Source organism: Arthrobacter sp. 01L42 (genome assembly GCF_056400005.1).
In genome coordinates this window covers 160,749-185,946 of sequence record NZ_JBFTSL010000002.1, presented here as the reverse complement: position 1 = coordinate 185,946, position 25,198 = coordinate 160,749, and the positions used below count along the sequence as shown (strand labels likewise).

At 66.7% G+C, this 25,198-nt stretch carries 24 protein-coding genes; 19 read left to right on the top strand and 5 right to left on the bottom strand.

The window, feature by feature from the left end:
- The first annotated feature begins 5 nt into the window (after positions 1-5).
- The 3 genes from trpS to AC1DN2_RS02785 are packed head-to-tail and all read left to right on the top strand — an operon-like array spanning position 6 to position 2,848.
- Positions 6-1,121, top strand: coding sequence for a tryptophan--tRNA ligase (gene trpS / locus AC1DN2_RS02795; RefSeq protein ID WP_476849120.1), 1,116 nt, complete (start codon positions 6-8; stop codon positions 1,119-1,121).
- Positions 1,122-1,125: 4 nt separating this feature from the next.
- A complete protein-coding gene (locus AC1DN2_RS02790; RefSeq protein ID WP_223914197.1) occupies positions 1,126-1,737 on the top strand; it encodes a 2'-5' RNA ligase family protein in 612 nt (203 codons plus the stop codon).
- Positions 1,682-2,848: a YihY/virulence factor BrkB family protein gene (locus tag AC1DN2_RS02785; RefSeq protein WP_476849161.1), complete on the top strand. Its 1,167-nt coding sequence runs from the start codon at positions 1,682-1,684 to the stop codon at positions 2,846-2,848. The genes AC1DN2_RS02790 and AC1DN2_RS02785 overlap by 56 nt, the downstream gene beginning before the upstream one ends.
- On the opposite strand, the gene AC1DN2_RS02780 is transcribed toward AC1DN2_RS02785, so the two are convergent.
- The 5 genes from AC1DN2_RS02780 to sdhC all read right to left on the bottom strand — a co-directional run bounded on the left by AC1DN2_RS02780 (position 2,811) and on the right by sdhC (position 7,333).
- Complete coding sequence (locus tag AC1DN2_RS02780) at positions 2,811-3,575, bottom strand: alpha/beta hydrolase family protein (protein WP_079553244.1); 765 nt, start codon at positions 3,573-3,575, stop codon at positions 2,811-2,813. The genes AC1DN2_RS02785 and AC1DN2_RS02780 overlap by 38 nt on opposite strands.
- A 134-nt stretch (positions 3,576-3,709) precedes the next feature.
- Positions 3,710-4,492, bottom strand: a complete 783-nt coding sequence (locus AC1DN2_RS02775) for a succinate dehydrogenase iron-sulfur subunit (RefSeq protein ID WP_026537821.1) — start codon at positions 4,490-4,492, stop codon at positions 3,710-3,712.
- 1 nt (position 4,493) lies between these two features.
- Complete coding sequence (sdhA, locus tag AC1DN2_RS02770; RefSeq protein ID WP_476849119.1) at positions 4,494-6,293, bottom strand: succinate dehydrogenase flavoprotein subunit; 1,800 nt, start codon at positions 6,291-6,293, stop codon at positions 4,494-4,496.
- Between the two features lie 191 nt (positions 6,294-6,484).
- The gene (locus tag AC1DN2_RS02765; protein ID WP_476849118.1) at positions 6,485-6,949 is read right to left on the bottom strand and encodes a succinate dehydrogenase hydrophobic membrane anchor subunit; all 465 of its coding nucleotides are present in this window, start codon (positions 6,947-6,949) and stop codon (positions 6,485-6,487) included.
- A gap of 3 nt (positions 6,950-6,952) precedes the next feature.
- Entirely contained in the window at positions 6,953-7,333 is a 381-nt protein-coding gene (gene sdhC, locus AC1DN2_RS02760) for a succinate dehydrogenase, cytochrome b556 subunit (RefSeq protein WP_079553238.1), read from the bottom strand.
- Positions 7,334-7,600: 267 nt separating this feature from the next.
- On the opposite strand from sdhC, the gene AC1DN2_RS02755 reads away from it, so the two are divergent.
- The 16 genes from AC1DN2_RS02755 to eno all read left to right on the top strand — a co-directional run bounded on the left by AC1DN2_RS02755 (position 7,601) and on the right by eno (position 25,196).
- Complete coding sequence (locus tag AC1DN2_RS02755) at positions 7,601-8,734, top strand: mannose-1-phosphate guanylyltransferase (protein WP_026537818.1); 1,134 nt, start codon at positions 7,601-7,603, stop codon at positions 8,732-8,734.
- A 97-nt stretch (positions 8,735-8,831) separates the two neighbouring features.
- Positions 8,832-10,031: an amidohydrolase gene (locus AC1DN2_RS02750; protein ID WP_476849117.1), complete on the top strand. Its 1,200-nt coding sequence runs from the start codon at positions 8,832-8,834 to the stop codon at positions 10,029-10,031.
- A 274-nt stretch (positions 10,032-10,305) separates the two neighbouring features.
- The gene (locus tag AC1DN2_RS02745; RefSeq protein WP_476849116.1) at positions 10,306-10,770 is read left to right on the top strand and encodes a MarR family winged helix-turn-helix transcriptional regulator; all 465 of its coding nucleotides are present in this window, start codon (positions 10,306-10,308) and stop codon (positions 10,768-10,770) included.
- A 166-nt stretch (positions 10,771-10,936) separates the two neighbouring features.
- A complete protein-coding gene (locus tag AC1DN2_RS02740) occupies positions 10,937-11,368 on the top strand; it encodes an organic hydroperoxide resistance protein (RefSeq protein ID WP_028277343.1) in 432 nt (143 codons plus the stop codon).
- Positions 11,365-12,396 (top strand): NADP-dependent oxidoreductase, encoded by a 1,032-nt coding sequence (locus tag AC1DN2_RS02735; RefSeq protein WP_476849115.1) that lies wholly within the window; start codon positions 11,365-11,367, stop codon positions 12,394-12,396. Before AC1DN2_RS02740 ends, AC1DN2_RS02735 begins: the two co-directional genes overlap by 4 nt.
- 309 nt (positions 12,397-12,705) lie before the next feature.
- The gene (locus AC1DN2_RS02730; RefSeq protein ID WP_476849114.1) at positions 12,706-13,812 is read left to right on the top strand and encodes a BMP family lipoprotein; all 1,107 of its coding nucleotides are present in this window, start codon (positions 12,706-12,708) and stop codon (positions 13,810-13,812) included.
- A gap of 163 nt (positions 13,813-13,975) precedes the next feature.
- Positions 13,976-15,667, top strand: a complete 1,692-nt coding sequence (locus AC1DN2_RS02725; RefSeq protein WP_476849113.1) for an ABC transporter ATP-binding protein — start codon at positions 13,976-13,978, stop codon at positions 15,665-15,667.
- Positions 15,660-17,060 (top strand): ABC transporter permease, encoded by a 1,401-nt coding sequence (locus AC1DN2_RS02720; protein ID WP_476849112.1) that lies wholly within the window; start codon positions 15,660-15,662, stop codon positions 17,058-17,060. Before AC1DN2_RS02725 ends, AC1DN2_RS02720 begins: the two co-directional genes overlap by 8 nt.
- The gene (locus AC1DN2_RS02715) at positions 17,057-18,373 is read left to right on the top strand and encodes an ABC transporter permease (protein ID WP_223914190.1); all 1,317 of its coding nucleotides are present in this window, start codon (positions 17,057-17,059) and stop codon (positions 18,371-18,373) included. The genes AC1DN2_RS02720 and AC1DN2_RS02715 overlap by 4 nt, the downstream gene beginning before the upstream one ends.
- A 2-nt stretch (positions 18,374-18,375) precedes the next feature.
- Positions 18,376-18,780, top strand: a complete 405-nt coding sequence (locus tag AC1DN2_RS02710) for a cytidine deaminase (protein WP_230010838.1) — start codon at positions 18,376-18,378, stop codon at positions 18,778-18,780.
- Positions 18,777-20,108 carry a thymidine phosphorylase gene (locus AC1DN2_RS02705; RefSeq protein WP_476849111.1) on the top strand — a complete coding sequence of 444 codons (1,332 nt, stop codon included), beginning with the start codon at positions 18,777-18,779 and terminating at the stop codon, positions 20,106-20,108. Before AC1DN2_RS02710 ends, AC1DN2_RS02705 begins: the two co-directional genes overlap by 4 nt.
- A 178-nt stretch (positions 20,109-20,286) precedes the next feature.
- The gene (locus AC1DN2_RS02700) at positions 20,287-20,922 is read left to right on the top strand and encodes a DedA family protein (protein ID WP_223914188.1); all 636 of its coding nucleotides are present in this window, start codon (positions 20,287-20,289) and stop codon (positions 20,920-20,922) included.
- A 155-nt stretch (positions 20,923-21,077) separates the two neighbouring features.
- The gene (locus AC1DN2_RS02695; RefSeq protein WP_223914187.1) at positions 21,078-21,812 is read left to right on the top strand and encodes a DedA family protein; all 735 of its coding nucleotides are present in this window, start codon (positions 21,078-21,080) and stop codon (positions 21,810-21,812) included.
- Between the two features lie 32 nt (positions 21,813-21,844).
- Complete coding sequence (locus AC1DN2_RS02690) at positions 21,845-23,011, top strand: adenosine deaminase (RefSeq protein WP_243180079.1); 1,167 nt, start codon at positions 21,845-21,847, stop codon at positions 23,009-23,011.
- Positions 23,012-23,132: 121 nt separating this feature from the next.
- Complete coding sequence (locus tag AC1DN2_RS02685; protein WP_476849160.1) at positions 23,133-23,726, top strand: MazG nucleotide pyrophosphohydrolase domain-containing protein; 594 nt, start codon at positions 23,133-23,135, stop codon at positions 23,724-23,726.
- Between the two features lie 189 nt (positions 23,727-23,915).
- Entirely contained in the window at positions 23,916-25,196 is a 1,281-nt protein-coding gene (gene eno / locus AC1DN2_RS02680) for a phosphopyruvate hydratase (protein WP_018774732.1), read from the top strand.
- The last annotated feature ends 2 nt before the right edge of the window (positions 25,197-25,198 follow it).

Below are 25,198 nucleotides of genomic sequence, written 5' to 3'. Positions count from 1 at the left end.
CACGAATGACCACCACTTCAACTGCGACCACTGTGACCCAGGACGGCGTCGCCCCCGACGCTCAGACTGCCACCGCGAAGGACGCCTCTGCGGCCACCGCGGCCCGGCACCGCATCCTCTCCGGCATGCAGCCCTCCGCCGACTCCCTGCACCTTGGCAACTACCTCGGCGCCCTCGTGAACTGGGTCCGGATGCAGGACGAGTACGACGCCATCTTCTTCATCCCGGACCTGCACGCGATCACCGTTCCGCAGGATCCTGCCGAGCTGGCGCACCGCACCCGGGTCACGGCCGCACAGTACATTGCCGGCGGCGTCGACGTCGACAAGTGCACGCTCTTCGTCCAGTCCCAGGTGCCCGAGCACGCCCAGCTGGCGTGGGTCCTGAACTGCATCACCGGCTTCGGCGAGGCGTCCCGGATGACCCAGTTCAAGGACAAGGCGCACAAACAGGGTTCTGACCATGCCAGCGTGGGGCTGTTCACCTACCCCATCCTGCAGGCAGCCGACATCCTGCTGTACCAGCCGCACGGTGTCCCCGTCGGCGAGGACCAGCGCCAGCACGTGGAACTCAGCCGTGACCTGGCCCAGCGGTTCAACTCCCGCTTCGGCGACACGTTCACAGTGCCGCAGCCCTTCATCCAGAAGGAATCCGCGAAGATCTACGATCTGCAGCACCCCACCGCCAAGATGTCCAAGTCTGCGGAGTCGCCGGCAGGGCTGATCAACCTGCTGGACGAGCCCAAGGTCACGGCCAAGCGGATCAAGTCCGCCGTGACGGACACGGAGACCGAGATCCGGTTCGACCGGGAGGCGAAGCCGGGCGTGTCCAACCTGCTGACCATCTACTCCTCGATCACCGGGCAAAGCGTCGACGCCCTCGTCACCGCCTATGAGGGAAAGATGTACGGCCACCTGAAGGCGGACCTCGCCGAGGTGGTCACGGAGCACCTGACCCCGATCCGGAACCGGGCCAAGGAGCTGCTGGACGATCCCGCGGAGCTGGACCGGCTGCTGGGCCTCGGCGCGGACAAGGCCCGGGAGATTGCCTCGGTGACCCTGCGCGACGTCTACGCCAAGGTGGGTTTCCTGCCCTATGCCGGCGCCCAGGGAGTCCGCTAGGTCAATGTCCTCCGTCAGCAAAGTCACCGCGAAAGCCGCCACGTCGAACGGACAGCGCAGCGAAGGCATCAGCATCGGTGTGATCCTGAGATTCCCGGCGGACATCGCTGAGGAGCTCCAGCGCTGGCGGGCATCCTTCGGGGATCCCATGGCCGCCGTCGTCCCGGCCCACATCACGCTGGTCACCACCACCATGACCAAGGACTGGGCCGCGACCCAGCGCCATGTCCGGGATGTGGCACGGCGGCAGGAGCCCTTCACTGTGACCATCGCAGGGACCGGGTCTTTCCGGCCGGTGTCCCCGGTGGTCTTCCTGAACGTAGAGGACGGCTTCGGGGACTGCGTGAACCTGCACCGCCAGCTGCAGTCCGGCCCCCTGGAGCGGGAACTGCCGTTCGGTTACCACCCGCACGTCACCGTGGCCCACGATGTCGCCCCGGAAAGCCTCGACGAGGCCGAAACGGTCCTGAAGGATTACAGGGCCACGTTTCCTGTGGCTAGCATGGGACTTTACGAGCACGATGACAACGGCATCTGGCAGCTACGGGAAGAGCTTGATTTTGGGACCAAACCTGACCACGACAGAGGCCCGGACGGCACCGCAGGCGCCCGATAAGCCGCCGCTCCCCACCGATCTGGCCGGGCTGAAACTGGAAGTCATCCGCAAGAGGGTCGAATGGGGCCGGGCCCGGCGCTCCGGCGGCGGCATGGTCGCGTCCCTGATCGCGATGATGAACTGGCTCCTGGCCCGGCTGAACATGCTGCTGCCCCTGCGCGCATACTCGCACTACCTGCGTCAGCGTGGCCCGCTGTTGAGTGCCGGCATCGGCTTCCGGATGTTTTTCTCCATCACGGGCCTGTTGGCCACTGGCTTGTCCTTGGCGGGCCTCGTGCTCAGCGACCACCCGGCCCTGCTGGACCAGGTCATCAGGAGTGTGGCCGCCGCCGCGCCCGGCCTGTTGCAGGTCGACGGCAGCGAGGGGCTGGTTGACCCCTATGCGCTGCTGAACCCCACCAGCCTGGGTTGGGCCGCCGGGATCGCCGCCGTGGTGACGGTGTTCACGTCCCTGGGCTGGATCAGCGGCATCCGCGACGGTATGCGGAGCATGATGCAGCTCGGCCCTTTGGTGATGAATCCGATCCTGCAGATACTCAAGGACGTCGGCACGCTGCTGCTGATGGGGCTGGCCCTGGTAGTCAGTTCCGCCGCCTCGCTGATCTTCGGCACGGCCGCCGGATGGGTTACCGGGCAGCTGGGCCTCGAACCGATAGTTGCCGGGCCGCTGACGACCTCCGTCACGATCCTCGTCCCGCTGCTGCTCGGCTGGGGCACCGCCGTGATCATGTACCGGGTGGCCGCCGGGCTGAAGCCAGCCCGGCGCTCCCTGCTGGAAGGGACCACTCTCGCCGCGGTGGGCACCACCATCCTGCAGATCTTCAGCACCCAGCTGCTGGCCAGCGCGGGCAAGAACCCCATTCTGGCGCCCTTCGCCATCATCATCGGCCTGCTGATCTGGTTCAACCTGGTCAGCCAGGTCTACGTGATCTGCGCCGCGTGGGTGGCGATCCGGGAAGAGGACCTCAAGGCCGGGCCCGCCGCCGCGACCACCGGCTGGGGTGCCCGGCGCGTCCAGCCGGGTAAAACCCCGGTAGAGCCGCGGGTCCGCCGCAGGCCGCTGGCCGCCGCGTTCAGGCGTCGAGGTACTGGTCGGCCCACGCCGAAATAATCTTCGCCGCACGGGCCGCCTGGCCTTTGCCGGTCAGGAGATGGTCGCTGCCCTCCAGCGAGACGAAGCTGCGCGGGTGGCGTGCCGTCTGGAAGATGGTGCTGGCGTTTTCGATCCCGACCGTATTGTCGGTGGGGGAGTGCAGCACCATGAGCGGCTTGTGCAGCTGCCGGATGCAGTCCGTCAGGTCCGCGTTCTCGAGGTCCTCGACGAAGTGCCGGCGGATCTCCACCCGCTTGCCGCCGAGGTCCACCTCGGCGCTTCCCTCGCTCAGGATCCGGTCCAGGGCCGCGTCAAAGACGTGTGCCACGTGCTTGGGGGAGAAGGGGGCACCCACGGTGGCCACGGCCCTCAGCTCCGGGATCTGCCGCGCGGCGGACAGGACGGCCGCGCCGCCAAACGAGTGGCCCACCAGCAGGGAAACCCGGCGGTCTGAGTCCCGCATGAATTCGGCGGCCTTGACGGTGTCGGCCACCTTGTGGCTGAAGGACCCCTCCGACCACATTCCCGCCGACTCTCCGAGCCCCACGTTGTCGAACCGGAGCATGCCCACGCCGTTGTCCGCCAGGGCCTTGCACATCCGCGACGCCGAGGGGCTGTCCTTGCCCAGGGTGAAGCCGTGCGAGAACACACCCCAGCCCTTGACCGGGCCCTCCGGCAGGTCCAGCACGCCGGAGAGCCGCTCGCCGGTGGAACCCAGGAACGAGACTTTTTCTGAGTGGGACAAAGTGTCCCCTTTCGTGTGAGGGCGAATCATTGAGGGCGGAAACGACGGCGGCGCCCCCACCCGAAAGGTGAGAGGCGCCGTCGTCGGTAACTACTGAAGGTGAAGCCGGTAATGCGGGCCGGTGGAACCGGTCCTTAGACCTTGCGGGACAGGATGGCCTGCTTGACCTCAGCGATTGCCTGCGTGACCTGGATGCCGCGGGGGCATGCTTCGGTGCAGTTGAAGGTGGTGCGGCAGCGCCACACGCCTTCCTTGTCGTTGAGGATCTCCAAGCGCATGTCGCCGGCGTCATCACGGGAATCGAAAATGAAGCGGTGCGCGTTGACGATCGCCGCCGGGCCGAAGTACTGCCCGTCGGTCCAGAACACCGGGCAGGACGAGGTGCACGCGGCGCACAGGATGCACTTGGTGGTGTCATCGAACCGTTCGCGGTCCTCGGCCGACTGCAGGCGTTCCTTGGTGGGCTCGTGGCCACGGTTGATCAGGAACGGCATGACTTCGCGGAAGGACTGGAAGAACGGCTCCATGTCCACGATCAGGTCCTTCTCCACCGGCAGGCCTTTGATGGGCTCGACCGTGATGGGTTTGGACGTGTCCAGGTCCTTCAGCAGGGTCTTGCAGGCGAGGCGGTTGCGGCCGTTGATGCGCATGGCATCGGAGCCGCAGACGCCGTGGGCGCAGGAACGGCGGAAGGAGACGCTGCCGTCCATCTCCCACTTGATCTTGTGCAGGGCGTCCAGGACACGGTCGGTGCCGTACATGGTGACCTTGAAGTCATCCCACGTAGCGTCCTCGGAGACCTCGGGGTTGTAGCGGCGCACGCGCAGCGTGACGTCGAAGGACGGGATTTCCCCGCCCCCGCCGACGCCGGCGGGCAGTTCGATCTTGGATGCTGGCTCAGCGAGTTCAGCGCTCATCTTAGTACTTCCTCACCATCGGCTCGTAGCGCGTAAAGACCACCGGTTTGGTGGCAAGCCGGATGCCGGCAATCGACTCGGCGGAACCGTCCGCCGGGGCGTGGTCATCCTTGTACGCCATGGAGTGCTTCATGAATTTTTCGTCGTCGCGCTCGGGGAAGTCCTCGCGGAAGTGGCCGCCGCGGGATTCCTCGCGGTGCAGGGCCGCCACGGTCATGACCTTGGCGAGCTCGAGCAGGAAGCCCAGCTCCACGGCCTCGAGCAGGTCCAGGTTGAAGCGCTTGCCCTTGTCCTGGACGCTGATGCGCTGGTACCGCTCCTCGAAGGAGGCAATGTCTTTCAGGACCTGGTTCAGCGTGTCGGCGGTGCGGAACACCTGCATGTTGGCGTCCATGGTGTCCTGCAGTTCCTTGCGGATCGCAGCGACCTTCTCGGTGCCGTCAGAGGTGCGGACGTGCTCCAGCAGGTTCAGCGTGTAGGCCTCCGGGTCAACGGGGAGCTCCACGAAGTCGGCGGTTTTGGCATACTCGGCGGCGGCGATACCGGCGCGCTTGCCGAACACGTTGATGTCCAGCAGCGAGTTGGTGCCCAGACGGTTGGAGCCGTGGACGGAGACGCAGGCGACCTCGCCGGCGGCGTAGAGGCCCGGGACCACCGTGTCGTTGTCCTGGAGGACCTCGGCGCTGATGTTCGTGGGGATGCCGCCCATGGCGTAGTGGGCCGTCGGGAACACCGGAACCGGCTCCGTGTACGGCTCCACGCCCAGGTAGGTGCGGGCGAACTCGGTGATGTCCGGCAGCTTGGCATCGATGTGCGCAGGCTCAAGGTGCGTCAGGTCCAGGAGGACGTAGTCCTTGTTCGGGCCGCAGCCTCGTCCCTCACGGACTTCGTTGGCCATGGAGCGGGCCACGATGTCGCGCGGGGCGAGGTCCTTGATGGTGGGCGCGTAGCGCTCCATGAAGCGTTCACCCTCGGAGTTGCGCAGGATCGCGCCTTCGCCGCGGGCGGCCTCGGAGAGCAGGATGCCCAGGCCGGCCAGGCCGGTCGGGTGGAACTGGAAGAATTCCATGTCCTCCAGGGGGATGCCCCGGCGGAACGCGATGCCCATGCCGTCACCGGTCAGGGTGTGGGCGTTGGAGGTGGTCTTGAAGACCTTGCCGGCGCCGCCGGAGGCGAACACCACGGACTTGGCCTGGAAGACGTGCAGCTCGCCGGAGGCGAGGTCGTAGGACACGACGCCGGCGACGCGCTTCTGCTTGTACGGCGTGCCGTCCTCGCGGACAGCGTCCTCTTCGACGGTCAGCAGGTCCAGGACGTAGTACTCGTTGTAGAACTCGACGTTGTGCTTGACGCAGTTCTGGTACAGGGTCTGCAGGATCATGTGGCCGGTGCGGTCGGCGGCGTAGCAGGCGCGGCGGACCGGTGCCTTGCCGTGGTCGCGGGTGTGGCCACCGAAGCGGCGCTGGTCAATGCGGCCCTCGGGCGTGCGGTTGAACGGCAGGCCCATCTTTTCCAGGTCCAGGACGGCGTCGATCGCTTCCTTCGCCATGACCTCGGCGGCGTCCTGGTCAACCAGGTAGTCGCCGCCCTTGATGGTGTCGAAGGTGTGCCACTCCCAGTTGTCTTCCTCGACGTTGGCCAGGGCTGCACACATGCCGCCCTGCGCCGCGCCGGTGTGGGACCGCGTGGGGTAGAGCTTGGTCAGTACTGCTGTTCGGGCGCGCTGACCTGATTCGATCGCCGCGCGCATCCCGGCGCCACCGGCACCGACGATCACGACGTCGTACTTATGGACCTGCATACCAGACGCTCTTTCTCTCAAAATTCGCTATAAACCACCGGCAGGCAGCGCCTGCCCGGTGAAGTCTCGTGCAATCTGCGCCTGCGTTCGGCAGGCAAGATCAGTTGCCGTGACGGACCGCGGATTCCTGCCCGGACGGGCTGCTGTCCGCGGCGGTTCCGCCGCTACGGCTGAGTCGTATCGGCTGCGCCCTATGGCGCGGGGCAGAAACCGCCGGGAAGCTGGACGCCGTTGGCCACGGGGCACGGATTGAACGTGAAGATGACCAGGGTGCCCAGGATGATGATGACCGTGGTGGCCGCGTAGAGCACAATCTTCAGCCAAAGGCGCGTTGCGTCCTTCTCGGCGTAGTCATTGATGATCGTGCGGACGCCGTTGGTGCCGTGCAGCATGGCGAGCCACAGCATGGCCAGGTCCCAGAACTGCCAGAACGGGTCGGCCCACTTGCCGGCCACAAAGCCGAAGTCGATCGCGTGGATGCCCTCGCCGACCAGCAGGTTCACCGTCAGGTGGCCGAAGATCAGCACCACCAGCACGACGCCGGAGAGGCGCATGAAGAGCCAGGCGAGCATCTCGAAGTTGCCCTTGGAACCGCCAGTGCGGCGGTACTTGGGCTGGATCTTTCCACTGCGTGGACTCTGAATGGTTGCAGTCATGGCTTAGTGACCTCCAAGGGCGAGGGACAGGTGGCGGATGGAGAAGCCGACCATGACGACGACCCAGAGGCCCAGGACCGTCCAGAGCATCTGACGCTGGTACTTGGCACCCTTCTTCCAGAAGTCGACGGCGATGATCCGCAGGCCGTTGAAGGCGTGGAACACGATCGCCGCCACAAGGCCCGTTTCACCCAGGGCCATGAGGGGGTTCTTGTAGGCACCAATCACTGCGGTGTAGGCCTCGGGGGACACACGCACCAATGAGGTGTCCAGCACGTGGACCAACAAGAAGAAGAAAATCACTACACCGGTAATGCGGTGTCCAACCCAGGACCACATGCCTTCACGGCCGCGGTACAAGGTGCCAGCTGGTTTTGTCGGCACTGAATAAACCTCCCTGCAACACAGCGGCGCTGGCATGGGATCCACGCGGGGGGAACGCCTGCTGCGAGAGCACTCGTAAGCTCAAGCCTAAATCTAGGCTTCGCTCACAGCTTATTCAATTTGGGAACTCCTTGTTGACAGGCCCCGGCGCGGTTTTGCGTTTGTTTTGAGACGAACGCCACATTTGACCGTGGTCGCAGGCGCCGGAAGGGCCTGATCCCGGCCCAATTCGGACCGAATTGGCCGCCGTCGGCTAAAGTAGCCGTGATGACTACAGACAAAGTGACAAGCCAGGATTCACCGCTGGACCGTTTTATTGCGGTTATTCCGGCGGGCGGGGTGGGGACCCGCCTCTGGCCCCTGTCACGGGCAGCGGCCCCGAAATTCCTTCACGACCTCACTGGTTCGGGCAGTACTCTGCTGCGCGCGACCTATGACCGCCTCCAGCCCGTCGCCGGCAAGCACGTGCTGGTGGTGACCGGCTCCGCCCACAGGGCAGCCGTCTGCCGCCAGCTGCCTGAGGTCCTGGAAGCCGACTTGGTGCTGGAGAGCGAACCCAAGGACTCCGGTGCTGCGATCGGCCTCGCCGCGGCCATCCTGCACGAGCGGGACCCGGACATCATCATGGGCTCGTTCGCCGCGGACCAGGTCATCAGCCCGGACGATCTCTTCCAGGACGCCGTCCGTGAAGCCGTCTACACCGCGGCCGCGGGGAAGATCGTCACCATCGGCATCAAGCCGACCCATCCCTCCACCGGATTCGGCTACATCCGTTCCGGCGCGAACCTCCACATCCCGGACGCGCCCAGTGCGCAGTCCGTGGTGGAGTTCGTGGAGAAGCCCAGCGAGGAAGTGGCCCAGGAGTACGTCGACAGCGGCGAATATGTCTGGAACGCGGGCATGTTCGTGGCCCCGGTCTCGCTGATGCTCAAGCACCTCGAAGCCAACCAGCCCGAGCTCTTCGCCGGACTCCAGGAGATCGCCAAGGCCTGGGACACTCCGGAGCGCGACGCCGTCACTGCCCGGGTGTGGCCCACGCTGCCCAAGATCGCTATTGACTACGCCGTCGCCGAGCCCGCCGCCGCCGCCGGCGACGTCGCCGTGGTGCCCGGAACGTTCCTCTGGGACGACGTCGGGGACTTCGCCTCCGTGGGCCGGCTTAACAGCGCCAAGGAAGTCGACGAGGTCACGGTCCTGGGCGAGGGCGCACGCGTCTTCACCGAGAACGCGAGCGGCGTGGTGGTCTCCGATACCAAGCGGGTGATCGCCCTGATCGGCATCAAGGACGTCGTGATCGTTGACACCCCGGACGCCCTGCTGGTCACCACGAAGGAGCACTCGCAGCGGGTCAAGCAGGCTGTGGATGCCATCAAGGCCAAGGGCGACACCGACGTCCTGTAGGCGGAGGGGAGCGGATCACGGCCTGTGCAGTGTTCAGCAATCCGTAACGCGCCGTACCCGATGCCGCTATTCTTTGGCCGCTCGATAGAGTTATTCCGTGCGCAACTATTCGACTGAAGCTGAGCCCACGACTCTCGTGGGGCCGTGGCTGGAGCCCCTCCTGCCGGAGCTGATCGCTTTCCGCCGCGACCTCCATGCGCATCCGGAACTTTCGTTCAAGGAGTTCCGCACCACCGATAAGCTGGCGAAACGGCTCGAGGAAGCCGGGCTCAAGCCGCGCCGCCTCGAGGGCACTGGCCTGACGGTCGACGTCGGGCAGGGTCCCATCGCCACCGCACTGCGCGGGGATATCGATGCCCTGCCGATCATCGAGGAAACTGGCCTTGAGTTCGCCTCGAAGAACCACGGCGTGACCCATGCCTGCGGCCACGACGTCCACACTGCCACCATGCTTGGGATCGCGCTGGTCCTGCAGCGCATGCACGAGGCGTCCCCGCTGAGCGGGACCGTCCGGATCATCTTCCAGCCGGCCGAGGAAACCATGCCCGGCGGCGCCACCTCGTGCATCGAACAGGGTGTCCTGGAAGGCGTGCCGCGCATCCTGGCGCTGCACTGCGACCCCCGGATCGAGATCGGCAAGATCGGCACCCGGATCGGGGCGATCACCTCCGCCTCGGACACCATCAAGATTGAACTCTCCGGCCGCGGCGGCCACACCTCGCGCCCGCACCTGACCGAGGAGCTGGTTTTCGCCTTGGCGCAGATCGCGGTCAACGTTCCCGCAGTGCTCTCGCGCCGCGTCGATGTCCGCAGCGGCGTGTCCGTGGTCTGGGGGCAGATTTCCGCGGGCTCGGCCCCGAACGCCATCCCGGGCAGCGGCTACATGGCCGGCACCATGCGCTGCCTGGACCGCGACGCCTGGCACGACGCCGGCGAGCTGCTCGACGACATCATCCGGCAGGTCGCCGAGCCGTACGGCGTCGATGTCCACCTGGAACACACCCGCGGCGTGCCGCCGGTGGTCAACTCCGAGCACGAGACCGCGCTGATCGAGGCCGCGGCCCGCGCCGAAATCGGCGAGGGCGCCGTGGTCCTGACCCCGCAGTCCATGGGCGGGGAAGACTTTGCCTGGTTCCTGGCCGACACCCCCGGCGCCATGATGCGCCTCGGCACGAAGACGCCAGGCGGGGAAGAATACGACCTTCACCGCGGCGACTACATCGTCGATGAGCGGGCGCTGGGCCTGGGCATCCAGGTGCTCACGGCGGCGGCCCTGCGCACCATCCGCGACCTGTAAGCCGTTCCGCCCGGGCCCCTACACCGGGCCCGCCCTGCTGCACCCGGCCGGGACCGCCGCACGGAGTTTCCCCACCTATTCCGGCACGACGCCGGGACACGCCGGCGGTGCGGGCCGACACGCCGTCGGCACCCGTCAAACGTGGGGAAACTCGGCGGCAGCGGCGGGGAATCGTGCCGCGGCGGCCCCTTCTACGTCGATGCGGTTCCCGCTCCGCAATTCAGTTGTGCACAACTGAATTGCGCACAACTGAGTTGTGCCGTAGGGTGGAGTCATGACCACGTCAGAAGAGGCCCGCACGGGCGGCCCGGAAGCGCTCCGCCTGAACCGGCAGGTGTGTTTTGCGATGTACTCTGCCTCACGTGCCGCCACGGCCGCCTACCGGCCCATGCTCGAGGAGCTCGGCCTGACCTACCCGCAGTACCTCGCCATGCTGGTGCTCTGGGAAGCGGAGCCGCGCAGCGTGCGTGAACTGGGGGAGGAGCTGGGCCTGGACTCCGGCACGCTCTCGCCGCTGCTCAAGCGGCTCGAAGCGCTCGGACTCGTCCAGCGTCGCCGCTCCGCCGAGGACGAGCGCCGCGTGGAGATCTTCCTGACCGGCGCCGGCGCCGCCCTGAGCGCCAAGGCCAGCGGAATCCCGCAGCGCCTGGCGGACGCCGCCGGGCTCACCGCCGTGGAACTGGACCAGCTCCGCGACACCCTGGGCCGGCTGACGAACGCGCTTCACGCCTCCCACTAAGCCCTTCCCTTAAGCCCTTCCCCCTCCACCACCCTTCCCAGGCCCACACGGCCGACGTCGAAATCGCGGGAGGCGTGCCAGCTCGCCGGAAGTTTACGGCGACTCCGCAGGCTTCCGGCGAGTTCCCCGCTGAACCCCTTCTTCCCGCCGACAGAACGGAAACACCATGAAGACCCTTTACACAGCAGAGGCCCTGGCCTCCGGCGAAGGCCGCGACGGCACCGCCATCAGCAAGGACGGCAAGCTGAGCGTCACCCTTGCCAGCCCGGTCGAACTCGGCGGTGACGGCGCGGGCACCAACCCCGAACAGCTCTTTGCCGCCGGCTACGCCGCGTGCTTCCACTCCGCCCTGCGCCTGGTGGGACGCAAGGAGCGCGCCGACCTGACGGACTCCGCCGTCGCCGCCAAGATCCACTTCGGCGCCCTCGAGGACGGTGCAGGCTACGGTCTGGCCGCCGAACTTGAGATCGCCCTGCCCGCAGTGGACCGGGACACGGCCGAGGCCCTCGTGGCCAAGGCCCACCAGATCTGCCCGTACTCCAACGCCACCCGCGGCAACATCACTGTCGACATCACCATCCTGGAGGTAGCCGCATGAGCAACAACACCGAAACTCTCACCCTTCCCGCCACCACCCGCGAGATCCAGCTGGCGTCCCGCCCCCACGGCCGCCCCGTCCCGGCGAACTTCCGCCTCGCCGAGTCGGCGCTGCCCGAACTGCAGGACGGCCAGGTCCTGGTCCGCAACCTGTTAATCTCGGTGGACCCGTACATGCGCGGACGCATGAACGACGTCAAGTCCTACTCCGCGCCGTTTGCGCTGGATACCGCCCTCGACGGCGGCGCCGTCGGCGAAGTCATCGCGTCCCGGGCCGAAGGCCGCGCTGTGGGCGACACGGTGGTGCACGGCCTCGGCTGGCGCGAATACGCCGTCGTCGATGCCGCGGCCACCACGGTGGCGCGCACCGATCTGGCCCCCGCGTCAGCATTCCTCGGCGCCCTCGGCATGACCGGGCTGACCGCCTACGCGGGACTGCTGAAGGTCGCAGAATTCAAGCCAGGCGACGCCGTGTTCGTCTCCGGCGCCGCCGGCGCGGTCGGCTCGCTCGTCGGGCAGATCGCCAAGGCCATGGGCGCGTCCCGGGTGATCGGCAGCGCCGGCTCGCCGGAAAAGGTGGCACGCCTGCTCGAACTCGGCTTCGACGCCGCGTTCAACTACCACGACGGCCCCGTGGCGGAACAGCTCGCCGCGGCCGCGGGTGAGCGCGGGATCGACGTCTACTTCGACAACGTCGGCGGCGAGCACCTCGAAGCCGCGCTGTCCGCCCTCACGGCCGGTGGCCGGGTGGCCATGTGCGGGGCCATCGCCCAGTACAACGCGACCGAACCGACGCCGGCGCCGCGGAACCTCATGCTGGCGATCGGCAAACAGCTGACGCTCAAGGGCTTCCTGGTGGGCGGCTACTGGCAGCACATGGCCGAGTTCGTCGAGACCATGTCCGGCTGGCTGGCCGACGGAACGGTCCGTTACGACGAGACGGTGGTGGACGGGCTGGAGAACGCCCCGCAGGCCTTCATGGACCTGCTCGACGGCGCCAACACCGGCAAGATGCTCGTGCGGCTGTAGCCGGACACCCGGCAATCGCCGTGCCGCCACATACGCCTCCGGCGCCGGTTCCTGCGGGGACCGGCGCCGGAGGCGTCTGTGGTCGCGGCGGGCACCGGCTACCTCTAGGTAACAAGTTCTCAACAATCTGGGCATTCGCCGGGACGTGTGTTATCGGGACGTGGCGCAGGCCACTACAGTAGCTTGCATAAGTGCGCCTCGGCGCAGTGCTGCGAAATCCATCAGTGACAACAGAGATCAGCGGAACACCGCAGACAGACACTCATTGAACTTCCGTCGTAGCGCCTACTCTTTCTTCCTGGAGGAAAATTGAAGAACTCTCTGCGTGCCACCTTTAAGCGCGGATCAATGGCCGGCGTTGCCACCGCGGGCGCGGCTGCACTCCTGCTGACCGGCTGCGGAGCTGCCCCGGAGGCCAGCACCGCCACCAACACCGCCAGCAACTACACGGGCTGCATCGTGTCCGACTCGGGTGGATTCGACGACCAGTCGTTCAACCAGTCGTCCTACGAGGGACTGCAGAAGGCCAAGAAGGATCTCGGCATCGAGATGAACCAGGCCGAGTCCAAGACCAACAACGACTTCGAACCGAACCTGCGCGCCATGGTCTCCGCCGGCTGCAACCTGACCATCACGGTCGGCTTCCTGCTCGGCGACGCCACCAAGTCCCAGGCCACCGCGAACCCGGACAAGCACTTCGCCATCATCGACTTCGGCTACGACACCCCGGTCGCCAACGTCAAGCCGATCATCTACGACACCGCCCAGGCCGCGTTCCTGGCCGGCTACCTCGCAGCAGGCACCACCAAGACCGGGACGGTCGCCACGTTCGGCGGCATCAAGATCCCCACGGTCACCATCTTCATGGACGGTTTCGCCGACGGTGTGAAGTACTACAACGAGAAGAAGGGCAAGGACGTCAAGCTTCTCGGCTGGGACAAGGCCAAGCAGGACGGCTCCTTCACCGGTGACTTCGAAAAGCAGGACAAGGGCAAGCAGTTCACCCAGAACTTCCTGGACCAGGGCGCCGACATCGTCATGCCCGTCGCCGGTCCGGTCGGCAAGGGTGCCGGCGCGGCCCTGCAGGAAGCCAAGGCAGCAGGCAAGGACGTCAAGCTCATCTGGGTTGACTCCGACGGCTACCTCACGGCACCGGATTACAAGGACATCATGCTCTCCTCCGTCATGAAGCAGATGGGCGAGGCCGTCGAGACCGTCGTCAAGCAGGACAAGGACGGCCAGTTCACTAACAAGCCGTACGTTGGCACCCTCGCGAACGACGGCGTCCAGCTTGCCCCGTTCCACGACATGGATTCCCAGGTTCCGGCCGAACTGAAGTCCGACCTGGACCAGATCAAGAAGGACATCGCCGACGGCAAGCTGAAGGTTGAATCCGCAGCCAGCCCGAAAGCCTAACTTCCTCCGCTAAGCGCCACGGCCCGTCCGGTCACCACCGCACGGGCTGTGGCGCTTTTCGTTGCGGCCCTTAGTGCCTCAGATCCCAGGCACTAAGCTGGTGCTGCAGCGCCCCTACGCGTCCGGACCAAGCCGTCCGGACACCTCGAGATTGGTCAGAGTTTTGAAACTTGAACTCAAGGGCATTACCAAACGCTTCGGCTCCCTGGTAGCGAACGATCACATCGATGTGGTTGTTGAACCCGGGCAGATCCACTGTCTGCTCGGTGAGAACGGCGCTGGCAAGTCCACGCTGATGAACGTCCTCTACGGACTGTACGAGCCCACAGAGGGCGAAATCCTAATCGACGACAAACCGGTCACGTTCCGCGGCCCCGGCGACGCCATGGCGGCCGGCATCGGCATGGTGCACCAGCACTTCATGCTGGTCCCCGTCTTCACCGTCGCGGAGAACGTTGCCCTGGGAGCGGAGACCACCAAGACCGGCGGATTCCTGGACCTGGATGACACCCGCCGGAAAATCCGGGAGATCTCGGACCGGTACGGTTTCGACGTCGACCCCGACGCGCTGATCGAAGACCTCCCCGTGGGCGTGCAGCAGCGCGTGGAGATCATCAAGGCACTGGTCCGCGACGCCAAGGTGCTCATCCTCGATGAGCCCACGGCCGTGCTGACCCCGCAGGACACCGATGAACTGCTGGACATCATGCGCCAGCTCAAGAGCCACGGCACCTCGATCGTCTTCATTTCCCACAAGCTGCGTGAGGTGAAGGCCGTTTCGGACACCATCACCGTCATCCGGCGCGGCAAGGTAGTGGGCTCGGCCGATCCCGGCGCCTCGACCACCGAGCTGGCCTCCATGATGGTGGGCCGGGCCGTGAGCCTGACCCTGGACAAGGCTCCCGCGAATCCGCAGGAGACCACCTTCGAGGTCAAGGACCTCACCGTCATCGCCCCCAACGGCCAGCACGTGGTGGACGGGATCAGCTTCGGAATCGCCCGCGGCGAGATCCTCGCCGTCGCCGGCGTCCAGGGCAACGGCCAGACGGAACTGACCGAAGCCATTTTGGGCCTGCACGAGCGGGTCCACGGCTCGATCACCCTCGACGGCGAAGAACTCGTGGGCCGCAGCGTCAAGGAGGTCCTCAACGCCGGCGTCGGGTTCGTCCCGGAGGACCGTTCCCTCGACGGGCTGATCGGCACGTTCTCCATCGCCGAGAACCTGATCCTGGACCGCTACGACCAGGCGCCGTTCGCCAAGGGCATCAGCATGAGCCCGGCCAAGGTCCTGGAGAACGCCAAGACCCGGATCGAGGAATTCGACGTCCGCACCCCGTCCGGCTCGCTGGCAGCCGGCACCCTGTCCGGCGGCAACCAGCAGAAGGTCGTCATGGCCCGGGAGCTCTCCCGGCCGCTGCGGCTTTTCATCGCCTCCCAGCCCACCCGCGGCGTGGACGTGGGCTCCATCGAGTTCCTGCACAAGCGGATCGTCGCGGAGCGGGACCACGGCACGCCCGTCATGATCGTCTCCACCGAACTGGACGAGGTGATTGAACTCGCCGACCGGATCGCCGTGCTGTACAAGGGCCGGCTGGTCGGGATCGTCCCGGCCGGCACCGGTCGTGACGTCCTGGGTCTGATGATGGCCGGCGTTTCCCCGGACGAGGCCCAGACCGACGCCGCAGGCAGGCACTCGGCCCGATCCCTTTCTGAAAACCCGGCCGCGAACGCAGCAGAAACCCCGGCCGGCACCCAGCCCGAAAACCCCGCAACGAAGCCGGCCATGAACCCGGCCCCCGCCGCCCCGTCCGTGCAGGAGCCCGGCTCCGGCGCCGTAGGAGACCCCCATGAGTGAGAACACCGAGCCGCGGTCCGCGGCCGCACCGGACCCGGACCGGCTTCCGGCATCGCAGGCCACCGACGTGGAGCCTGAACCGCTCGAGGACGATGCAGACTTCGTCACCTCGCTGGACACCGCGGGCGGCGCCCACCAGCCATCGGCCGTTCCGGTCTCGACCCAGAGCGGAGCTCTTCCGGGTGCCCCGGAAGAGGAGTCGCTGCTGCGCAAGATCTTCACCGGCAACGGCATCGTGACCATCCTGGCGGTGCTGCTCGCACTGATCCTCGGCGGCCTGCTCATCGCCATGACGGACAAGGTTGTCGGCACCACGGCGGGCTATCTCTTTGCCCGGCCCAGTGACTTCCTCATCGCCGTCTGGTCCGCCGCCACCGATTCGTACGTCGCCCTCTTCCAGGGCGCGGTCTTCAACCCCCGCGGGAACGGCGTGGCCGGACAGTTCGCCCCCCTCATGGAGACGCTGACCATCGCAACCCCGCTGATCACCGCCGGCCTCGGCGTCGCCCTGGCCTTCCGCGCGGGCCTGTTCAACATCGGTGCGCAGGGCCAGATCATCATGGCCGGCATCCTCGCCTCATGGGTCGGCTTCGCGCTGCACCTGCCGCTGGGGATACACCTGCTGCTGGTCCTGGTGGCCGGCGTCATCGGCGGCGCCGTCTGGGGCGGCATCGTCGGCGTGCTCAAAGCCCGGACCGGCGCCCACGAGGTCATCGTGACCATCATGTTCAACTACATCGCACTCTATTTCCTGCGCTACCTGCTCGACACGGACTTGTTCCAGCGTCCGGGGGCGGACACGCCGATATCGCCCATCGTGGACCCCAGCGCCGCGTACCCGCTGATCTTCGGCAGCCAGTACCGGCTGCACCTGGGATTCCTGCTGGCCATCGCGGCCACCGTGTTTGTTTCGTGGCTGCTGAACCGCTCCACGCTCGGTTTCGAATTCCGTGCCGTCGGGGCCAACCCCAAGGCAGCCCTGACCGCCGGCATCAACGTCTCCCGGGCCACCATCCTGGTGATGACCATTGCCGGTGGCCTGGCCGGCCTGGCCGGCGTGGCACAGGTGGCGGGCACCGAAAAGGTCCTGACCGACGGTGTCGCGGCGACCTACGGCTTTGACGCGATCACGGTCGCGCTGCTGGGTCGGTCCTCGCCATGGGGCACCTTCGCCGCCGGCCTGCTGTTCGGGGCCTTCCGCGCAGGCGCTGTCCAGATGCAGATCCAGACCGGAACTCCGATCGACATCGTGCTCGTGGTCCAGTCACTCATCGTGCTGTTCATCGCGGCGCCGCCGCTGGTCCGGGCGATCTTCGGACTCAACCCGCGCAAGAAGAAGGCCGCGACCGCCGGCAAAACCAAGCAGGCCGCAACCACCGGAGGTGCCGCATGAGCACAACAGCAACCTCGCCCGTTGAAGGAAAACCCCAGCCGGAGAAGAACCACAGGCCGACGGTGTCCGCCAAGCCCGTGACTTGGAAGTTGCCGGTCACGCTTGCGGTGCTGGCCACCGTAGCGTTCATCTTCTTCGGGCTGCTGGGCCCGCAGGCGAACGCCAAGTTCGGCGTTTCATCCAGCGGAGACTTCTTCCAGCTCCCGGCGATCGAAGTACCCGCATTCCTGTCCGGCATGGTGCTCTCCCTGATCCTGCTGGGCCTCGCGGGCTACGCCCTGGTCCTGAAGGCGAGAGCGAACCGGCGGCCCCCGCGCTGGGTGCCGGCCGTGTTCACGGTCGTGTTCGTGGTCGCCTTCCTGATCTGGGTGGTGGGCGGCGCCCGGACCCCCAGTATTTCGCTGGCCGGCCTCATCGCCGGATCCGTGACCCTCGCCGTGCCGATCGTCTTCGGCTCCCTGTCCGGTGTGCTGTGCGAACGCGCCGGCGTCGTTAACATCGCCATCGAAGGCCAGCTCCTGGGCGGTGCCTTCACGGCCGCGCTCGTCGCCAGCCTGACGCACAACCCCTACCTGGGCCTGCTTGCGGCGGCCGTGGCGGGCGCCCTTGTGTCGGTGGTGCTGGCAGTGTTCAGCATCAAGTACGTGGTCAACCAGATCATCGTCGGCGTCGTGCTCAACGTCCTGGTCTCCGGGCTCACCGGCTTCCTGTTCACCACCGTGATGCAGTCCGATCCGGAGAAGTACAACTCGCCCGCCGAGCTGCCCATCATCGATATCCCGGTCCTGTCCAGCATCCCCGTGATCGGGCCCATCCTCTTCAAACAGTCCGTGGTGGGCTACCTGATGTACGTGGCAGTCATCGTGATCTGGGTCGCACTGTTCAAGACGAAGTGGGGCCTGCGCGTCCGTGCCGTGGGCGAGCACCCGCAGGCGGCCGACACCCTGGGCATCAAGGTCAACGCGACCCGCTTCTGGAACGTCACGCTCGGCGGCGCCGTCGCCGGGATCGGCGGATCGTTCTTCACCCTCGTGGCGATCGACAGCTTCACCAAGGAAATCTCCGGCGGGCGCGGCTTCATTGCCCTCGCCGCCATGATCCTGGGCCGCTGGAACCCGATCGGGGCGTTCTTCGCCGCGCTGCTGTTCGGCTTCGCCGACAACCTGCAGAGCATCGTGACGATCATCGGCACCCCGGTGCCGAGCCAGTTCATGGCCATGCTGCCGTACGTGGTGACCGTGTTTGCCGTGGCCGGGCTCGTCGGCCGCTCCCGGCCGCCGGCCGCTGACGGCATACCGTACATCAAGGGCTGAGAATGGACAGCATCGACGTCGACTGGGCTGCACTCGAAGCCGCGGCAGTGTCCGCCATGAAGAACGCCTATGCGCCGTATTCGAAGTTTCCGGTGGGGGCCGCGGCCCTCACCGGAGACGGGCGGATCGTCAGCGGCTGCAATGTCGAAAACGCCAGCTACGGGCTGACCCTGTGCGCCGAGTGCGCCCTGGTGGGCAACCTGCAAATGACCGGCGGGGGACGGCTGCGCGCCTTCTACTGCGTCGACGCCGGCGGGAATGTCCTCATGCCGTGCGGGCGCTGCCGCCAGCTGCTCTACGAATTCCGGGCTCCGGACATGGAGCTCATGACCACGCAGGGAATCAAGACCATGGACCAGGTCCTTCCCGATGCCTTTGGCCCCCAACACCTGGAGGAACCCCGGTGACACAAACGACACAGAACCCCAACAACAGTGAAGCGTTCGACGCCGTCGACATCATCCGCATCAAGCGGGACAAGGGTGCGCTCAGCCCGGCCCAGATCGACTGGACAATCGACGCGTACACCCGCGGCGCCATCGCCGACGAACAGATGGCCGCCCTGAACATGGCCATCCTGCTCAACGGCATGGACCGGGCCGAGATCTCCCGCTGGACGGCGGCCATGATCGCCTCCGGCGAGCGGATGGACTTCTCCAGCCTGCGGCGGCCCGACGGCGGCGTGAAGGCGACGTCGGACAAGCACTCCACCGGCGGCGTCGGGGACAAGATCACCCTGCCGCTGGCTCCGCTTGTAGCGGTGTTTGGCGTGGCAGTGCCGCAGCTCTCGGGCCGCGGCCTCGGCCACACCGGCGGCACCCTGGACAAGCTCGAGGCCATCCCGGGCTGGCGTGCGGCCCTGAGCAATGAGGAAATGATGGCCCAGCTCCAGGACGTCGGCGCGGTCATTTGCGCGGCCGGCGCCGGGCTGGCCCCGGCGGACAAGAAGCTCTACGCGCTCCGCGATGTCACCGGGACCGTGGAGGCCATCCCGCTGATCGCCTCCTCGATCATGAGCAAGAAGATCGCCGAAGGCACCGGCTCGCTGGTGCTCGACGTCAAGGTGGGCAGCGGCGCGTTCATGAAGGACGAGGCCCGCGCCCGCGAACTGGCCGAAACCATGGTGGCCCTGGGCAAGGACGCCGGCGTCAACACGGTGGCCCTGCTCACCAACATGAACACGCCGCTGGGCCTGACCGCGGGCAACGCGATCGAGGTCGAGGAATCCGTGGAGGTCCTCGCCGGCGGAGGCCCGGACGACGTCGTCGAACTCACCGTCCGGCTCGCGGAGGAAATGCTGGCGTGCGCCGGCATCCGCGACGCCGATCCCCGGGCAGCACTCCGGGACGGCCGGGCCATGGACGTCTGGAACCGGATGATCGAGGCCCAGGGCGGAGACCCGCGCGCCAAGCTCCCGGTCGCCAAGGAATCCGAGGTCATCTACGCCCCGGCCGACGGTGTCCTGGTGGAGCTCGACGCGATGGCCGTCGGCGTCGCTGCCTGGCGGCTCGGTGCCGGGCGCGCCCGCAAGGAGGACCAGGTCCAGGCCGGTGCCGGGGTGCGGATGCACGCCAAGCCCGGCGCCACGGTCAAGGCAGGCGAACCGCTCATGACCCTGCTCACGGACACGCCGGAGAAGTTCGAGCGTGCCAAGGAAGCGCTCGAACACGCCGCCGTGATCGCCCCCGAGGGCTCCCGGCCCGCCCAGAAGCTCATCATCGACCGCATAGCCTAAGCCCGTCGCCCTATCCCTTACGGTGCCCAAACCCTGGGGATAACAGCCGTACGGGAGAGGGCAGCGGCGGCCGGAGCCGGCGGTACACTGACTCCACAGCAGTACCCGTCAAGCGCAGGCCCGGCTCCGGCCGAGCCTGCGCTTGGATCGATCTGGCCCCGCCGCGCGTTAGGAAGCTGTGCAGGCAATCAACGACTTCATCCTCGCCGCCGCAGGGCAACCCTGGGTCCTCGTCCTGGTTTTCGCCTGCTGCGTGATCGACGGGTTCTTCCCCCCGATTCCGAGCGAATCGGTGGTGGTGGGCCTGGCTGCAGTCGCCGCCACTGCGGGCGTCCCCAACCCTCTGCTCCTGATCGCAACGGCTGCCGCAGGGGCCCTCGTGGGCGACAACATGGCTTACCTGATCGGCCGCGGGACCGGAACCCGGCGCTGGGCGTGGCAGCGCGGCCCGCGCATGCAGGCGGCCTTCCGCTGGGCCGGCCGGGAACTGCGGAAACGGCCTGCCTCACTGATCCTTGTGGCGCGCTTCGTCCCGATCGGGCGGGTGGCCGTTAACCTGACCGCCGGCGCCACGCACTACCCGTGGCGCAGATTCGTCAGCCTGACGGTGCTCTCGGCGCTGCTCTGGGCCAGCTACTCGGTGGGGATCGGACTGACTGTTGGTCCGTGGTTTGAGGAAAACCACGTGCTGGGCGCGGCCATTGCCATCGTCTGCGCGATCGTCCTGGGCGTCGTCCTGGACCGCGTGATCAGCAGGGTGCGCGGCCGCGCACCGGAGGAACCGACGCATTCGGTGCCGCCCGCCGAGTCCTAGGCGGATTGGGCCCGCCCATGGGACACTTAGGAGCGATTTGGGTCACGTTGTTGGCCGCACGTCGTGCAAAGTTTCGTCCATAGTTCCACCCACTGTCATCGCGAGTACGTTACGGCTTAGTTGTCCGTTCCCAGTCATCAAGGAGCACCACCTGCATGGAGTTCATTAACGAGGCCGTGCTCCATGCCGCTGGCCAGTGGTGGATCTACCCACTCCTGCTGGTTTTCTTCTTCGTGGACGGCTTCGCGATGGTGGTCCCCAGCGAGACCCTGATCGTTGCCCTGGCGGCGTACTCCGTGCACAGCGGCCAGCCCAACCTGTGGATCCTGGGCCTCACGGCCCTCGTGGGAGCCATGGCCGGCGACAACATGGCCTACATGCTCGGCCGCAAGATTGGCCTCGAGCGGTTCCGCTGGATGCGCAAGCCAAAGGTGCAGAAAGTCTTTGGCTGGGCACACTACGAACTTGAGAAGCGCGGCGCCGTCCTGATCTTCACCGCCCGGTACATTCCGTGGGGCCGTGTCGCCGTCAACTACGTGGCAGGCACGACGGCGTTTCCGCACCGCCGGTTTTTCTTCCTGGACGGCTTCGCCTGCCTGACGTGGGTCGCCTACTCAATCGGCATCGGCGTCCTGGCCAGTTCCTTCCCGTGGCTGCACCACAACCCGTTGCTCAGCGCGGGCATCGCGGTGGTATTCGCCATTGTGCTCGGTGTCCTCATCGACCATCTCCTGCGCTGGTGGCACAAGCGCCTGGGCCGCCACGACACCCGTCCGGTCCCGTCCGAGACCGAATACGTCAACGAACCCGCCTCCGGTGAGCGTGCTTCCGAGCTGCACGGCACGATGCTGGCCGGTCCGTCCGCTGAGTCCGGAGCGTCCGGAAAGTAGCTTCCGGCGCCCGGCGACCCTATGGTTGGAACGTGACTGAGACTATTCCTGACGCTGCCCCTGACCTCGACTTCGACCTGAAGGGCCTTCCCAAGGTTTCCCTTCACGACCACCTGGACGGCGGACTCCGGCCGGCCACCATCATTGAACTTGCTGAGGCCGTCGGCCACACCTTGCCGTCCACGGACCCCGTTGCACTGGGGGAGTGGTTCCGGGAATCCGCCGACTCCGGCTCCCTGGTCCGCTACCTGGAGACCTTCGACCACACCATCGCCGTGATGCAGACCAAGGAGGGCCTGTTCCGCGTCGCGAAGGAATTCGTCGAAGACCTGGCCGACGACGGCGTCGTGTACGGCGAGGTGCGCTGGGCGCCCGAACAGCACCTGCAGAAGGGCCTGAGCCTGGACGACGTGGTCGAAGCCGTGCAGGCCGGCCTCGAAGCTGGAGTGGACGCCGTGGCAGAGACCGGCCGCGATATCCAGGTGGGCCAGCTCATCACCGCCATGCGCCACGCCGACCGCGGCCAAGAGATCGCCGAACTGGCCGTCCGCCACCGCAACAACGGTGCCGTCGGCTTCGACATCGCCGGCGCCGAGGACGGCTTCCTGCCGTCCCGCTTCAAGGACGCCTTCACCTACCTGGCCCAGCACAACTTCCCGGCCACCGTCCACGCCGGCGAAGCCGCCGGCCTGGAAAGCATCCAGTCGGCCCTCGTCGACGGCCGGGCCCTGCGCCTGGGCCACGGCGTCCGGATCGCCGAGGACGTCACGATCGAATTCGAAGAGGACGAAGAGGCCGCCGACGCCGAAGGCTTCGACGACTCCGTCAACGACACCATCGGCATGGTGACCCTGGGCGAGCTCGCCAGCTGGGTGCGGGACCGTGGCATCGCCCTGGAGATCTGCCCCTCCTCCAACCTGCAGACCGGCGCCATTGCCGGCTTCGGTGAGGGCATCGAAAGCCACCCGCTGGACATGCTCTACCAGCTCGGCTTCAACGTCACCATCAACACCGACAACCGGCTCATGAGCGGCGTGACGCTGACCGACGAGTTCGAACTCCTGGTTGAGACGTTCGACTACGACCTCGATGACCTGCTGGAGCTGACGCTGAACGCGGCCGAGGCCGCCTTCCTGCCGCTCGAGGAGAAGGAAGCCCTGGTCGAATACATCAACGAGGCCTACTCCGATCTTGGCTAACGAGGACACATCACCCGTCCAGGGGCTCGCTGGGCCCACAGCGGCAGGGGTCCCCGGCCGAGCTTGCGAGGTCGGGGAGCTGCTGGGGCTGATAGCGGCCCTGCGCGAGCATTGCCCCTGGATGGGTGCCCTCACCCACGAGTCCCTCGTGGAGTACCTCCTGGAGGAGGCCTATGAGGTGGCCGAGACCATCGAGACCGGCGCCGGCGACGCGGAACTGCAGTCTGAACTGGGGGACGTCCTGTTGCAGGTGGTGCTCCACGCCCGGCTCGCCGAGGAACGCGGCGCCTTTGACCTGGGCGATGTCGCCCGGGGCCTGAAGGCCAAGATGATCCGGCGCAACCCGCACGTGTTCCGGCCCGACGGCTCGCTGCAGGATTCCTTCCCGGCAACGGTGGAGGAGATCGTCCTGAAATGGGACGCCGTCAAGAAGGCCGAGAGGCCCGAACGCGGCCACGTCTTCGACGGGGTTCCCGCCGCGCTGCCGGCCCTCGCGCGGGCCCAAAAGCTCCTGGACCGCGCCGAACGCGCGGGCATGGCAGCGGCCGCCGGCCAAACCGCCGTCGACCTCCCGGCCGCCGAGGAGGAACTCGGCGACCTGCTGTTCGGGATCGTGGCCGCTGCCCGGGCCGGCGGGCTCGACGCCGAACGCGCCCTCCGCGGCGCCCTGCGCCGGTTCCAGGACAGCACCTGCCCCAGGTCCTCGGCACAATAGCGCTGGCAGACTAGAGTCGGCACGGTAGCGGCACCATCATGACGTCCGGGGATTGGATAGGTTTCCGTAACTTATCCCGCTCTCGACTACGCTAGTAGCGACGACGACGTCGGCTTTTCCGCTTGATGTACAGCCAGAATCCAAGCAGTCAGATTCCCTGCAGATCGCTTCACCCAAAGGAGCATATCCATGGCGCTTATCGATGCCATCCACGCCCGCGAAATCCTCGATTCCCGTGGCAACCCGACCGTAGAAGTTGAAGTCCTGCTCTCGGACGGCCAGATCGGCCGCGCAGCAGTTCCCTCCGGCGCTTCCACCGGCGAGCACGAGGCCGTTGAACTTCGCGACGGCGACAAGGGCCGCTACCTCGGCAAGGGCGTCCAGAAGGCCGTCGACGCGGTCATCGACCAGATCGCCCCGGCCCTGACCGGCTTCGACGCGACCGACCAGCGCAGCATCGACCAGGCCATGATCGACCTGGACGGCACCCCCAACAAGGGCAAGCTCGGCGCCAACGCCATCCTGGGCGTGTCCCTGGCCGTGGCCAACGCCGCCGCCGCCTCCGCTGACCTGCCGCTGTACAAGTACCTGGGCGGGCCCAACGCGCACGTCCTGCCCGTGCCGCTGATGAACATCCTCAACGGCGGCTCGCACGCCGACTCCGACGTGGACATCCAGGAATTCATGATCGTCCCGATCGGCGCCGAGACCTTCTCCGAAGGCCTGCGCTGGGGCGTTGAGGTCTACCACAACCTCAAGTCCGTCCTGCAGGCCAAGGGCCTGTCCACCGGCCTGGGTGACGAGGGCGGCTTCGCGCCGAACCTGCCGTCCAACCGTGCCGCCCTGGACCTGATCCAGGAAGCCATCAAGAACGCCGGCTACACCCCGGGCAAGGACATCGCCCTGGCCCTGGACGTCGCCTCCTCCGAGTTCTTCAAGGACGGCGCGTACCAGTTCGAGGGCAAGGCACTTTCCGCCACCGAGATGAGCGCCTACTACGCCGAGCTCGTGGCCGACTACCCGCTCGTGTCCATCGAGGACCCGCTGGATGAGAACGACTGGGAAGGCTGGAAGACCCTCACCGACACCATCGGCGACAAGGTCCAGCTCGTGGGCGATGACCTCTTCGTCACGAACCCGGCCATCCTGCAGCGCGGCATTGACACCAAGACCGCGAACTCGCTGCTCGTCAAGGTCAACCAGATCGGTTCCCTGACCGAGACCCTGGACGCCGTTTCCCTGGCCCAGCGTGCCGGCTACACCACCATCACCTCACACCGCTCCGGCGAAACCGAGGACACCACCATTGCTGACATCTCCGTTGCCACCAACGCGGGACAGATCAAGACCGGTGCCCCGGCACGCTCCGAGCGCGTGGCCAAGTACAACCAGCTGCTGCGCATCGAAGAGGAACTCGACGACGCCGCACGGTACGCCGGCCGCAGCGCGTTCCCGCGTTTCAAGGGCTAGTT